Here is a 13,879-nt window from a genome sequence, read left to right as displayed (position 1 = left end):
TGCCACACACCGGATCGTGAGCACGGCTGCTGCGGCAGCCATGCTGCCGCACTCCAAACTCCGCGACACACGCATGGTGAACGGGCAAGGCAACCAATTCAGTGAGTTGATGGCACGACCGGAGCTGCGCTCTGCCAACGGGCCAGGAGCGGTAGGCTGTCTTTGGTGATTGGCAAGCGTGTATGTGCCTGTGCAATGGTTGGGTAGCACAGCAGCAAGGCTTTTTATGAAATACGCTCTAATGCGAACTCTCCTGTAAAGCCTGTCACAGATGGGAGAGATGACTTCCTGGCCTGTCATCATTTCGTCACCCAGACCTCTCGCCTTTTACGACGCAGTATCGTTAGCATGATTGATGGAGAAGCTATCTTATCGCCGAGGTGTGCGATGACTTCCTGGTTTCGTCTCGTGATATGTATCGGCATCCTCTGGGCGCTGATGTTACCATGGTCGGCAAGATCGGCAGGTTTGGAACGAACTGCTGATGGACGGCCTGATGAACAGCTTTTTGTAACCGATCAAACAGTTGTACCAGGCGATACACTGCCATTGTTGCCGGCTGCCGACGGGTTCCTTACCCCACCGACGCCGACTCCTCGTCCATTTACCCACATGCTGCTACGCTGGTCTGCAGCCCCCAACCTCAATCCGCGACTGGCCTTGCGGGTCAGTGCTGATGGTGTGGTCTGGAGCGACTGGTATGAGGTGCAGGAAGATGATGAGCTGTGGCAACCTGCGGATAGCCCCGATCTGCACTGGAGCGAGATGGTCTATGTCGGTGCCGACCGGCGCTGGTATCAGGTGCGAGTTGATGCACCTTCGGCGCCATCCACATTCCATTCGCTCCTCGTGAGTACGGTGGATAGTCGTTTTGGCCCGGCAGCACCAACCGCGACGATGTCCAGCCAGCCGGCAGCAGTCGCCCGTCCGCCGGTTGTCAGTCGGACAGCGTGGGGCAATCCTCACGGCCAAACCAGTCCGCTGGCGCCACCGGCCTACTATCCGTTACGCCATCTGGTGATTCATCACACTGCCGACTCCAACACCCTGGCTGCAGGTCAGACCTGGGCTGACCGGGTGCGGGCAATCTGGTCATTCCATACCTACACACGGGGCTGGGGCGACATTGGTTACCACTACCTGATCGATCCGAATGGTGTTATCTACGAAGGGCGAGCTGGCGGTGATGATGTCGTTGGTTTTCACGATACGGCCAACTATGGTTCAATGGGTGTTTCGCTGATCGGTACGTATAGCAGCGCGGCACCTACTGCCGTGGCTGTTGACTCACTGGTGGCTCTGTTAGCCTGGAAGGCTGACCAGAAGCGGATCGATCCGTTTGGGCGCAGTTTCTACTATGGGTGTTCAATCTCCCGCTTCTGTGCGCCGTTCAATCCCGGTGCGGTGATTGACCATATCAGTGGTCATCGCCAGGTGACACCGGGCCATACCACCTGTCCAGGTGATGCGCTCTTCAATCTGCTGCCGCAGATTCGGCAGCGTGTTCAGGCACGGCTGGCAGGTGAAAGTCAACCCGACAATGGCGATCTGATCGTTGAAGAACACGAGAGTGGGTTCACCCGCAGCAATGCGAACTGGTATCAGATAGCATGTGGATACGGTGGTACAACACTGTATACCTTTGCAACTGATAAACAGTCCGAAAGCACAAACTACGCAACCTGGCGCCCCAATTTACCGGCCTCTGGTGTCTATCGGGTTTTAGTCCACGTGCCTGCCAATTGTACCGGGCTGAATGTAAGTCAACAGGCGCGTTACCGCATTACGACAGCCGGTGGCGTGGTGGAACGGGTAGTCAATCAGGCCGCTCAAACCGGCTGGATCGATCTTGGCACCTACAATTTTGCTGCCAGTACCGCCAGTCTTTATCTCTCAGACCTCACCGGTGAACCGCTCAGCGGCCAGCGAGCAGTGCTGTTTGATGCTGTGCAATGGCAACCGATTGACACCTCTCGCCAGCGCATGGAACTGGTTGCCGTTGAATATGGCGCGACGACGATTGCCGCCGGTGAGGTGTTGCCGGTGCGCTTTACCGTCCGTAATGTCGGTTCTGACCCGATCTACGGTCAAGACCCCCAGGGTGGGAGTGTTTTCGATGTAAGTAGCGATCAGTTTGAACGTGAAGGCTACGTCTACGATGAAGGTGAATGTTTTCTCGGTGCGGCAAACCAGGACTATCCCACCTTTCCGAAAGAGGCGGGTCGTTTCCGTGTGATGTTAGGCCCGCAAGATCGCACTGTGCCATGTGCTGGTGAGACGGGTGGCTATCCGTGGCGGTGGGGGATCAGTGGCCGTCTTGATCCCGGTGAGACGCAAACTATTGTCGGCTACGTGCGTTTTCGCACGCCGGGTGTGGTGAAATTACGGGCAGGGGCGATTCATGAGTATGTCAGCTATGTCGCTCTTGCGCAAGCCGAGCAACAGATTACGATCACGCCCGAACGTCAACCGCCCCAGGTCACCCGTTATACCGGGTTGTTCCAACCGCTGGCAATGGTCTATGAGTTAGCCAATACACCTGAACGCCTGCTGGCCCGCACCCAGAACCCGCTCTCGATTCGGCGTGGTGCCCTATTAGGGAGTTTTGTCTGGTATGGCGAACTACGCGATTGGAGAGACGGAGGACCGGTGCCTGAGCGCAACAATCACTTCCTCATTGAACAGACACGCACCTTCGTGGCACCGGTCAGCGGAGAGTACACCTTCGAGCTGAGTAGTGACGATGGGGCATGGCTGTGGGTGAACGAGCGATTAGTTGTGGCGAATACCGGTCTGCATCCACTCCGAACGCTGACCGGTACGATCACACTGACGGCCGGTCTCCATACCCTGTCCGTCAAGTATTTTGAACTCGACGGGAGTGCAGCGGTTGGCTATCGGGTGAAGGAGCCGGGGGTAAGCGATTTTCAACTGGTGCGCGATGGTCTGAGCAGTGGTGAGATACTTGGGGCGTTGTTCCGGCGTCTCGACGGTTTGCGGTTGAGTGCCTCGGACCTGGGTGGTGGGAGCACGCTGCTGCGCTATTCCTGGGATGGCGAGACTTGGGTGACAACCACCGAACCGTTTATCGAGATAGGAGCATTGGCTGATGGCGACTACCATCTGCGGTATCAGGCGTTCGACAGCAATGGCAATGAGTCTGAGGTCGTCAGTCTCCAGTTTCGGGTTAACAGCAATGTGACATTGTATCAGGTGATGCTCCCCCTAGTGGCACGGGAGTGAGTTGAGTGGCGTTGCAGAGACGCTGTTGTACTAACAGGAGGCCGGGTTACTCCTGGGTCTTACCGACCTGACCAACATCAATGAGGAAAACAGAATAGGGTCTGCAATCTAAGATACAGAGGATAGCATGCGCTCCAATACGCCCTCTCTGCTGCATAGGCATCCAACGGTGACGCGCACGATACGTATGGTCAGTGATAGATCACCATAGCTAGTAGCATATCGGCGCATATCTGCCAGAGCCGCACGCATCCGTGTTCCGCAGATATTTCTACGGATACTCGCAGATGCACGCGGATCGCCCCAACGCCTAACAACATTCAACCAGTACACGTTATCTCACCATGCATATGCCCGTACAGCAGACAAAGGCAATAGCCAGGCTATTACTGATCGGGGTCCGCTTGTCGATGTCGTACCAGATCGCGATTGCTGCGTGGCCTGCACGCTTCAGTCCTTGTCACTCAGCACCGCTTCAACCATCTCAAGCGGCACGTCGGCGCGCACGACGACCTGACCGATGGCGGTTGGCAAGACCCAGCGCACATTCCCGGCCTGTACCTTTTTGTCGCGACCGATGAGAGTCAGGATCGCACTGCGGTCAAGGTCTGCCGGTAGTGTGGTTGATAGGCCGTAGGCAGCGAGCAGGTTACGCTGTCGTTCAACCAGGGCCGGCGGGCAGATGCCCAGGGCGACGGCAATGCGCGCAGCGGCATCCATGCCGATGGCGACGCATTCGCCGTGCAGGAGGCGATACCCAAGCAGTTGCTCGATAGCGTGACCGATGGTATGTCCGTAATTGAGCGTGATACGTTCGCCGCGTTCAAATTCATCACGTGATACAACGTCGACTTTGACCGCAATAGCGCGGGCGATGATGCCGGTTAGTTCACCGATGAGAGCCGGATCGGTCGCATCCCAGGTAGCCGGATTGTCTGCGTGCCAGCGTTGGGTTGCGGCGAGTGTTTCCAGGGCGCCAAACAATTCGGCATCGCGAATGACACCGTGTTTGATCACTTCGGCCCAGCCGGCGCGTAGCTCGCGGGCCGGTAGCGTCGCCAGCAGGTTGGTGTCGGCTAACACCAGCCGTGGTTGATGAAAAGCTCCGATCAGGTTTTTGCCTAGCGGATGGTTGATACCGGTTTTACCACCTACCGCAGCATCAACCATCGCCAGCAGCGTGCTCGGTATCTGGACGAGGGCCACACCGCGCAAGATGGTTGCTGCCGCAAACCCTGCCAGGTCACCGACCACGCCACCACCGAGGGCCAGGACGACATCACGGCGTTCGATCCCGTGTTCGATCATCCAGTCGTACAGTCGGTTCAGTTCACCAAACGATTTGCTCTGTTCACCTGATGGCACAGTAGTTGTATGAACGCGGTACCCGGCTGCTTTCAGGTGGGCTGCTGTCTGATTGGCAATGGCGGTCAGGTGTTCATCGGCAACAATCCAGGCTGTCCCACGCAGGGCACGTTCGGCCAGGTAGTCGGCGAGGTTAGACAGGATACCTGCCCCGACGATGACCGGGTAGGGAGTTGTGCTGGTCGTAACTGTGAGCGTGGTTGTGATCATTGTTCGCTGTCAGGGTTTGCGACGCCGATTGATGATCGTCATCAGCGCCGCAATCAGTAAAAGGGCGATACCAAGATATGTCAGTGGACCGGGCCACGGTTCGACGGTTTGGAGCAGAAACCATTCCACGAGTTGTATCCTCTACACAATGAGCGGACCGGTCAGGAGCGCGGGCAAGGTGCTACCGGCAGGGTAGACCGTGTCGCCAGCCGGTACGAGCAGCAGGCCATTGGCACCACGTAGCGAGAGCAGGCGCGAGCTGCTCTGGCTACCGGTTGTGACTGCGGTGAAGCGTCCTTCCTGATAGCGCACGATAATGCGCTGATACTCAGAGCGATCAGGTGAAGGGCGGATTGGTTCGGCAAGTGTGACCTCGATCTGGGGGCGGAACGGTGAGGCATCACCTTGCAACACCCGCAGCGCCGGGCGAACGAAGACCTCGAACGATACCAGTGAAGAGACCGGATAGCCCGGTAAGCCGAAGACCAGCTTGCCGCCGATGGTGGCGAAGGTGGTTGGTTTTCCCGGCTTGAAAGCAATCCGACCAAAATGGACGGTGCCGAGTTCGGCCAGTAACGGTTTAATCAGATCGCGCGTCCCCATACTGACCCCGCCACTGGTGATCAGGACATCGGCCTGATCCAGGCCGTGCAGGATCGCCTGACGTTGTACATCACGATCATCGCGGGCGATACCGAGTGAGATCGGGATGCCGCCGGCCTCGCGGACCGCGGCCATCAACGCATACCGATTGCTATCGCGAACGGCACCGGCAGGACGAGGACTACCCGGCTCGACCACTTCATCACCGGTTGCCAGGATCGCGACCCGGGGCTGGCGATACACGGGAATCCGGGTAATGCCAAGGGTCGCTAAGATGCCAATCTCGGCGGCGCTAATAGTAGTACCGATGGTCAGAATGGTCTGACCGCGTCTGACATCCTGGCCGACAACGTGGACGTAATCGCCGGGTTGTAGCTCGCGCTGGATGTAGAGCATTCCATCGCGTTCTGTGGTCAGTTCGACCGGGATCATTGCATCGGCGCCGGGTGGAAGTGGGGCACCGGTCATAATGCGAGTGGCTTCACCGGGCGCAAGTATAACCGCTGCGGCACCGCCTGCGGTCAATTCACCCACCACGCGCCGAGGGGTAAGACCATCGGCGGCGCGGAGGGCATAGCCGTCCATCGCCGACTTGGGCACGTCAGGAATATCTTCCGGTGACGTGATTTCGCCGGCCAATACCCGACCGAGCGCGGAAAACGCTTCAATCTCCTCACTCGCCAGCGGACGAGCCTGCGCCATGATCGTCGCCGTTGCTTCGGCGATGCTAACCATTGGATACGGTGATTCACGGAGCATCTCGGACATCGATCACTCTCCTTTTTTGAAATATCCATTGTTGATTGCTCGCCAGATCTTTTCGGGCCGCAACGGCATATCAATGTGCCGCACACCAAACGGTAGAAGCGCATCAATCACTGCATTGGTGATGGCCGGTGTCGAGCCGATGGTGGCTGCTTCGCCAATCCCTTTCACGCCGAGCGGATTGAGGGGGGTCGGTGTTTCCGTCTTGTCCACGGTGAATGGCGGGAAGAGATCGGCCCGTGGAATAGCGTAATCCATAAGCGTCCCGCTCAGCAACTGACCATTGGCATCGTACACCACCTCTTCGAGAAGGGCCTGGGCGATACCCTGGGCCAGACCGCCGTGTACCTGGCCGGTGACAATGAGCGGGCTGATCCGCGGCCCACAATCATCAACTGAATAGTAGTCCCGGATACGGACATGACCGGTCTCGCTATCAACTTCAACAACAGCGACGTGCGCACCGAAGGGGTAGATCAGGTCGGCTGGACGGAAATAATCAACCGCTTCCAGGCCCGGATCAATTTCGGGTGGCAGTTTATTACTGTAGGCGCGGCGGGCGATCTCGGTCAGCGTCAGGCCACGGTCAGGGATACCCCGGACAACATACCGGCCTTCGTGCAACTCGATGTCGACCACGTTCGCTTCGAGCATTGCAGCTGCAATCTGACGAGCCTTCTCGCGCACTTTGGTTGCAGCACGCACCAATGCAGTACCACCCACGGCAAGCGAGCGTGATCCCATCGTGCCGATCCCCATTGGCGTCAGTGCGGTGTCGCTGTGTTTAACGACAATGCGATTGAAGTCGGCACCAATCTGATCGGCGACAATTTGGGCGAAGGTCGTGGCTGTCCCCTGACCGTGCGGTGAAATACCGGTGGTGACGGTAACTGTACCACTCGGCTCCACCTTGATCTGGGCACTCTCATAAGGGCCGAAACCACACATTTCGACATAACAGGCGATCCCGATACCGAGCAACATCCGATCACCGGCAGTCCGACGGGCGGCCTGTTCGGCACGCAACTGCTCGTAATGAGCCAGGCTGAGCGCCTTAGTCAACGCCCGATCATACTCGCCGCTATCGTAGGTCAGGCCGGTCGGGGTTTTGTACGGAAATGCATCCGGAGGGATAAAATTGCGCCGGCGAACCTCTGCCGGGTCCAGATTCAGCTCAGCGGCAACCAGATCCATCAACCGCTCGATGTAGTAAGCAGCTTCCGGGCGTCCTGCGCCGCGGTAAGCGGCAACCGGTGTGGTGTTGGTATACACGCATACCGCTTCCAGATCAACTGCGGGAATCTTGTAGACCCCGATAGCCATAGCGGTCGTCAGGTCGGGTAAACCAGGGGCAAGGGGGTAGGCACCGAGATCGGCGACGATGCGCATCCGCAATGCGGTGATTTCACCCTCTGGCGTAACCGCAGCTTCAATGTCACACACCTGGCCGCGACCATGGGTAGTGGCCTGCACGTGCTCGAGCCGATGTTCAACCCAGTGCAGGGGAGCGTGAAGCCGGCGGGCTAACGCGGCCAGCAATGCCTCTTCGGGATAAATCCCGATCTTGACTCCAAAGCCACCGCCGACATCGGGGGCGATTACACGCACTCGATTCTCATCAAGCCCAATAACTTTGGCGACATCGCCACGTACCTGATGTGGCGTCTGTGTGCTCGTCCAGAGAGTTACACCGTCGTTCGTTGGATCGGGGGCTGCCACAACAGCACGGCCTTCCATCGGAAAACCGAGCAGGCGCTGATTAACCATCCGCTGGCGGACAACCCGGTAGGCAGACGCAAATGCAGCTTCGACGTCACCCTTTTGGCGGCGACGGCGGTGGTCAATGTTATCGGGAAGGTCTTCAAAGATCACCGGGGCTGCCGGATCAATAGCGGCCAGTGGATCAACCACTGCCGGAAGAGGTTCCCATTCAATCGCCAGAGCCAAGGCCGCGTCAAGCGCTGCTTCCGGAGTACGGGCAACCACTGCAGCGACTGCCTCGCCAACGTGGCGAACCCGTTCAACTGCCAGCACATAGCGCGTGCGACCGGTATAGCGCTGGGGGCCACTGCTACCTTCGCCAGAACTGGCTAATGGCAGTGGCTGACAGAGATCGAGGAGATCGGTACCGGTGTAAACAGCAACAACATCGGGCTGCGTCAGGGCCGATGCTTTATCGATGCTCAGAATGCGGGCGTGGGCATACGGACTACGAGCAATTGCCACATAAAGCATTCCCGGCAAGCGCAAATCGCTCACATATGTGCCCTGCCCTTGCACGAGACGCGGGTCTTCACGGCGCTTGACTTCAGCACCGATCAGGGCTGCATAGGCCATTGTTCGACCTGCCTTTCTTTTTTGTTAACAACGAAACCTTCTCAGATACTACAGGCATGATACCAGAATTTGCGGCCTTATCCGACGCATGAAAGAGGCTCGATTGGAGGCGTATGATTGAAGAATTTGTAATTGCATAATGGCCGTAAACCGACTATGCTACATAGGGAGGCTTTTCAAGCCAACGTAGACGTGAATGCGCAGCCACTCTTTCCCTTCGACATTGCTCTGGCCGCATTGCGCATGTGTACCTTATGGGTGATGTGAGCACTATGGCAATTCTTGAATCCTCTGGCACTTCGACGGCCAACACTTCCAGGACGAATGCATCAGTAGACGATGTGCAGGTGCCAACGATCATCGAGCCGCGCAAGGGATGGTGGCATTTCAACTGGCGTGACCTTTGGGCTTACCGCGAATTACTCTTTTTCTTCGTCTGGCGTGATGTGAAAGTACGTTACAAGCAGACACTGCTGGGCGCCAGTTGGGCCATCATTCAACCAACGTTACAGCTCGTTGTCTTTACGATTATCTTTGGGCGATTGGCCGGTGTTAATACAAACGGTATTCCTTACCCACTCTTCAATCTGGCTGGTCTCTTGCCGTGGCAGTTTTTTGCCAACACAGTTGGGCAGGCGGCAAATAGTCTGGTAGGCAGTGCTAGCATTGTGCGCAAAGTCTACTTTCCCCGACTGGCAATTCCTACCGCCAGTGTGCTGGCCGGTGTGGTTGATTTTAGTTTGTCGTTTCTCATCCTGTTGGCATTGATGGTGTGGTACCGGTGGCCACTTACCCCGGCGATTTTCCTTTTGCCGCTCTTTCTAGTGCTGGCGATGTTCACCGCTATGGGTGTAGGGTTCTGGCTCTCGGCAATTAACGCCCGCTACCGTGATGTGCGGCACGCTACTCCGTTTCTAATTCAGCTCTGGTTGTTTGCTACGCCGGTCGTGTATCCGAGCAATCTGGTAGAAGGGTACTGGCAGTTTCTTTACGCCCTCAATCCAATGGTGAGCGTTGTCGAAGGTTTGCGCTGGGCATTGCTGGGGACGCAACCTCCCAGTCTCTTGATGTTAATCTCGGTCATGATGGCAGTAACGATATTCAGTTCCGGTTTGTTCTACTTTCAGGCGGCGGAACGTAAGTTTGCCGATATTATCTAGCCTATGCACTACGCAATTCGGGCCCGTGATTTAGCGAAACAGTATCGGATTGGTGCGATTAAGCAGCGTGATATGGGATACGTCACGCTACGCGATGCCATTACCGAGCGACTGCGTGGCCGCACGCAGAAAACAACGACGACCGAGCTGTGGGCGCTCAATGGTGTTTCATTCGATATTCAGCAAGGGGAAGTGGTTGGGATCATCGGGCGTAATGGCGCTGGGAAGAGTACCCTGCTGAAAGTCCTCTCGCGCATTACCGAACCAACCCGAGGGAGAGCCGAGTTGTACGGCCGGGTGGCTTCTTTGCTCGAAGTTGGTACCGGTTTTCATCCCGAATTGACCGGGCGCGAGAATATCTATCTTAACGGTGCTATTCTGGGAATGCGCAAACGCGAAATCGATCGCAATTTTGACGCAATTGTCCAGTTTGCCGAGGTAGAAAAGTTTATCGATACACCGGTGAAGTTTTATTCATCGGGCATGTATGTGCGGCTAGCCTTCGCAGTTGCTGCGCATCTTGAGCCAGAAATTCTGATTGTCGATGAGGTATTGGCCGTTGGCGATGCGCGCTTTCAGAAAAAATGTCTCAATAAGATGCAAGATGTGGGCCAGCAGGGGCGTACTGTCCTGTTTGTCTCGCACAGTATGCAATCCATCCTGCGCATGTGTCAGCGGGCCATTCTGCTCAATCAGGGACAGGTGGTGGCCGATGGGCCGGCACAGCAGGTGGTCGGTGTCTATCTGGGGAAGGGCACACATTCGATTGCGGAACGGGTCTGGCCAGATCGGATGAGTGCGCCGGGCAAGGAGATTGCCCACCTGCGGGCAGTGCGTGTTCGCGATGTTGATGGCGATGTCTCGGACACAATTGATATCCGGACTCCGGTAACGCTTGAGATGGAGTTTGTGGTTACGACCGGTGGGTACATATTGATGCCGCACTTTCGCCTCTATAACGAAGATAATATCGCTGTGTTTACCACCCTCGATCTTGATCCTGAATGGCGGCAGCGGCCACGACCGCCGGGTCGTTATATCTCCAGGGTGACCATTCCCGGCAATTTTCTGGCTGAGGGATCGCTGTACGTCGAAGCAGCACTGACCACTCTCGATCCGCCGATTGGTCAATTCGCCGAACGTGATGCGGTTGCTTTTCAGGTGATCGATAGTCTGGAAGGAGACTCAGCACGTGGTGATTGGGCCGGCAACCTTTCCGGGGTGGTGCGACCACTTTTACCATGGACGACGATCCATGAGCCGTCAGCCTGAACTTGTAGCTTTCCGCTATGCTTTGCGTCGCTATGGTGTTGCATTGCTCTTGCCAACCATCCTGCTCGTCGGGATGGTGACCTTATACCCCTTTGCTTTCACCAGATTATGGCCGACCAATCCAATCTTTGAGCTTATGACCGGTCTAAGCCATGCGTTTGATATGGCACAAAATATTGTTCTGTTTATTCCTTTAGGCATGGCGTTACGCTGGTTTCTGGCCGGTTGTGGCATCCCTTTACCGTGGCAACGCGTTGGTGTCATTGTGCTGAGTGCGTCTGTCGCACTTGGGATCGAGGTTGCCCAACTGACCATTCCCGGTCGCACTGCCGCGCTATTGGATGTGGTAGCGAACACGTTTGGCGCCGCTTTGGGAGCATGGTGGCTGGCTCAGCCAATGCTCCTCCCGGTCGAGCGACTCGGCTGCTGGATAAATCATGGTGTGCGGATGACACCGGCATGGGTCGTGGTTGTTGGATTGACGTTCTGGCTGGCCGGCAGCACGTGGATGGTCACGCGCTGGCAACGGGCGACATTGCCCACGACATGGTCGGATCGCTACACACTTCAGATCGGCGCTGCCAATGATGGACGACGCTTTTGGCCGGGTTATGTAGGCTTTACTGCGCTCTACAATCGAGCCTTTACCGCAGATGATGCGCGAGTGGTACGGACGCCAGGCGACGCAATTGCGAGGCAACCGTTGTTCGCCTACGATTTCAGCGAGCTGCCCCCGGCTGGGAATGGGCCATTTGCGCGTCCGCTGGTGGCTCAGGGTCGGCCTACCCTTACCGAATCCGGGGTAGGTGTGGGGTATCAGCGCTGGCTGATGAGCAGTGAGCCATTGCGTGGCGTGGCAGCGGAAATTGCCCAGACACGAGCATTTACGCTGGTCGCTCAGGTGGCTGCCCGCGAACCAGATCGCACCACGGAGGGCCTGATTGTCAATTTTGGCCGTGGCATTGATGGGCACAACATCAGTTTGATTCAGGCAGGTGCCGACCTGCTGGTACGGATGCGGCTGTCGCTGACTCGCGTAGCCGATGACCGGCCGCCGTTACGCTTTGCCAATGTCTTCCCTGACGGGCAACCCCGGCTATTGGCGCTGAGTTATGACGGTGCCGTTGCCCGTCTCTTTGTTGATGGTCAGGCGCACCCGCAATGGTATGCCTTTGGCCCGGGTGAGGCGCTGATCAATCGCTGGCTCCTGGTTCAGACACATCAGATCGGAGGCTGGACGATTGCTTTGGCCGGAGCGATCTGTCTGCCGCTGGCACTGGCTGGCTTGCCCTGGCGCGGTAGGCGCTGGCTACCGATCATCGTCGCGGCATCAGGGCCACTGCTCATCAGTAGTGCGCCCTGGCTGGTTATTGCCCAGCCGTTGAGTGGGGGGATGCTGGTGGCCGGCATGCTTACCATTGTTGTGAGTGGTCTGATTGTTTTCTGGTTGGCCAGGAAGCCATAATCGTATACCAGTGTCTTATCGTCTCACGTATAATGTCAGATTGAGCTTCTTAACAGATAACACGGAGTCTGTGCCATCATGTTCCACGAATTAATGAATCGCATCCACGGCCGCACTGCGAAAGTCGGTGTGATTGGATTAGGGTATGTCGGGTTGCCGCTCGCCGAGCGTGCCGGGCGGGTTGGGTTTTCCGTGCTTGGTTTTGATGTCAGTCCAATGCGTGTCGCGCAGGTCAATCGCGGCGAGAGCTACATTGGCGACGTATCCAGTGATGCGTTAGCGACTCTGCGCGCAGCGGGCCGGATTGAGGCAACAACCGATGTTCGTCGGATGGCCGAATGTGATCTTTTGGTCATCTGCGTTCCTACTCCGCTCAACGCAACGCGCGAACCGGATATGCGCTTTGTCGAAGCGGCGAGTGAAGATGTCGCGGCCAGCATTCGGCCCGGTCAACTGGTGATTCTGGAGAGTACTACCTACCCCGGTACCACCCGTGAACTGATCATGCCCCGCATCGAGCGCTCCGGCTTGAAGGTTGGCGAACAGATTTTTCTGGCGTTCTCACCCGAACGCATCGATCCCGGTCAGACGAGTAGCAAGGGTTACAGTGTTGAAAATACGCCGAAGGTGGTGGGGGGTGTGACACCACACTGCACTGAACTGGCCGGTGCCTTCTACGGCTATATCACCAGTCGGGTGGTGCCGGTTAGCTCACCAGACGTTGCCGAGCTAACGAAGTTGTTCGAGAACATCTTTCGCGCCGTCAATATTGCGTTGGTCAACGAACTGGCATTGCTCTGCGACCGAATGGGCATTGATGTCTGGGAAGTGATTGATGCCGCTGCGACCAAGCCCTACGGCTTTATGAAGTTTACCCCTGGGCCAGGGCTGGGTGGTCACTGTATTCCCATCGATCCGTTCTACCTGACGTGGAAGGCGCGAGCGTATGATCTGACAACCCGGTTTATTGAGCTGGCCGGTGAAATAAACAGTCAAATGCCGCGGCATGTTCACGATCTGGTTGTGCGAGCTCTTAATCGTGCCCGTAAGCCGCTGAATGGGAGTACTATTCTGCTGCTTGGGATTGCCTACAAACCGGATGTCGATGATTATCGCGAATCACCGGCATTTAAGGTCTACGATCTGCTGACTGCCGACGGCGCAATAGTGATTCCCTGCGATCCGCATATTACCCAATTTGAGCTGCACGATGGCCGGTGTATGCAAACAGTACCATTAACTGACGAGTTGCTCCGTCAGTGCGATTGCGTTGTCATTATCACCAATCATCGTGTGTTTGACTACGAGCGGATCGTGACGCTGGCTCCGGCAATCGTGGATACACGCAACGCAACCCGCAACATTCAGGGTGAGTTACGGGCAAAGATTACAGTATTGTAGTCTGAACTCCGGTATGCCAATCATCATTGATTCACCCGGTGTTGGCATAACAGTAATA

Annotated in this window: 8 protein-coding genes; 5 read left to right on the top strand and 3 right to left on the bottom strand. The window is 56.7% G+C overall.

Going from position 1 to position 13,879, the window contains the following annotated elements:
• Positions 1-387: 387 nt before the first annotated feature.
• Positions 388-3,243, top strand: a complete 2,856-nt coding sequence (locus VAE55_RS00145; RefSeq protein WP_322813808.1) for an N-acetylmuramoyl-L-alanine amidase — start codon at positions 388-390, stop codon at positions 3,241-3,243.
• Between the two features lie 450 nt (positions 3,244-3,693).
• On the opposite strand, the gene aroB is transcribed toward VAE55_RS00145, so the two are convergent.
• The 3 genes from aroB to VAE55_RS00130 form a co-directional block, all read right to left on the bottom strand.
• Entirely contained in the window at positions 3,694-4,818 is a 1,125-nt protein-coding gene (aroB, locus tag VAE55_RS00140; RefSeq protein ID WP_322813807.1) for a 3-dehydroquinate synthase, read from the bottom strand.
• A 141-nt stretch (positions 4,819-4,959) separates the two neighbouring features.
• The gene (gene glp, locus VAE55_RS00135; RefSeq protein ID WP_322813806.1) at positions 4,960-6,189 is read right to left on the bottom strand and encodes a gephyrin-like molybdotransferase Glp; all 1,230 of its coding nucleotides are present in this window, start codon (positions 6,187-6,189) and stop codon (positions 4,960-4,962) included.
• Positions 6,190-6,192: 3 nt separating this feature from the next.
• Positions 6,193-8,523 (bottom strand): xanthine dehydrogenase family protein molybdopterin-binding subunit, encoded by a 2,331-nt coding sequence (locus VAE55_RS00130; protein ID WP_322813805.1) that lies wholly within the window; start codon positions 8,521-8,523, stop codon positions 6,193-6,195.
• Positions 8,524-8,795: 272 nt separating this feature from the next.
• Between VAE55_RS00130 and VAE55_RS00125 the strand changes: the two genes are divergently transcribed.
• The 4 genes from VAE55_RS00125 to VAE55_RS00110 all read left to right on the top strand — a co-directional run bounded on the left by VAE55_RS00125 (position 8,796) and on the right by VAE55_RS00110 (position 13,821).
• Positions 8,796-9,683, top strand: a complete 888-nt coding sequence (locus VAE55_RS00125; protein WP_322813804.1) for an ABC transporter permease — start codon at positions 8,796-8,798, stop codon at positions 9,681-9,683.
• A 3-nt stretch (positions 9,684-9,686) separates the two neighbouring features.
• Positions 9,687-10,955: an ABC transporter ATP-binding protein gene (locus VAE55_RS00120; RefSeq protein WP_322813803.1), complete on the top strand. Its 1,269-nt coding sequence runs from the start codon at positions 9,687-9,689 to the stop codon at positions 10,953-10,955.
• Positions 10,939-12,420, top strand: coding sequence for a VanZ family protein (locus VAE55_RS00115; protein ID WP_322813802.1), 1,482 nt, complete (start codon positions 10,939-10,941; stop codon positions 12,418-12,420). The genes VAE55_RS00120 and VAE55_RS00115 overlap by 17 nt, the downstream gene beginning before the upstream one ends.
• A 78-nt stretch (positions 12,421-12,498) precedes the next feature.
• Complete coding sequence (locus VAE55_RS00110; protein ID WP_322813801.1) at positions 12,499-13,821, top strand: nucleotide sugar dehydrogenase; 1,323 nt, start codon at positions 12,499-12,501, stop codon at positions 13,819-13,821.
• Positions 13,822-13,879 lie beyond the last annotated feature (58 nt).

Origin of the sequence: Chloroflexus sp., assembly GCF_034432675.1 — a bacterium.
Taxonomy (GTDB): domain Bacteria; phylum Chloroflexota; class Chloroflexia; order Chloroflexales; family Chloroflexaceae; genus Chloroflexus.
This window is presented reverse-complemented; position numbering and strand designations above follow the sequence as displayed.

Excerpts from the sequence above, each read along its gene's own strand:
- VAE55_RS00145 (WP_322813808.1), top strand. The coding sequence starts at position 388 with ATGACTTCCTGGTTTCGTCTCGTGATATGTATCGGCATCCTCTGGGCG.
- aroB (WP_322813807.1), bottom strand. The coding sequence starts at position 4,818 with ATGATCACAACCACGCTCACAGTTACGACCAGCACAACTCCCTACCCG.
- glp (WP_322813806.1), bottom strand. The coding sequence starts at position 6,189 with ATGTCCGAGATGCTCCGTGAATCACCGTATCCAATGGTTAGCATCGCC.
- VAE55_RS00130 (WP_322813805.1), bottom strand. The coding sequence starts at position 8,523 with ATGGCCTATGCAGCCCTGATCGGTGCTGAAGTCAAGCGCCGTGAAGAC.
- VAE55_RS00125 (WP_322813804.1), top strand. The coding sequence starts at position 8,796 with ATGGCAATTCTTGAATCCTCTGGCACTTCGACGGCCAACACTTCCAGG.
- VAE55_RS00120 (WP_322813803.1), top strand. The coding sequence starts at position 9,687 with ATGCACTACGCAATTCGGGCCCGTGATTTAGCGAAACAGTATCGGATT.
- VAE55_RS00115 (WP_322813802.1), top strand. The coding sequence starts at position 10,939 with ATGAGCCGTCAGCCTGAACTTGTAGCTTTCCGCTATGCTTTGCGTCGC.
- VAE55_RS00110 (WP_322813801.1), top strand. The coding sequence starts at position 12,499 with ATGTTCCACGAATTAATGAATCGCATCCACGGCCGCACTGCGAAAGTC.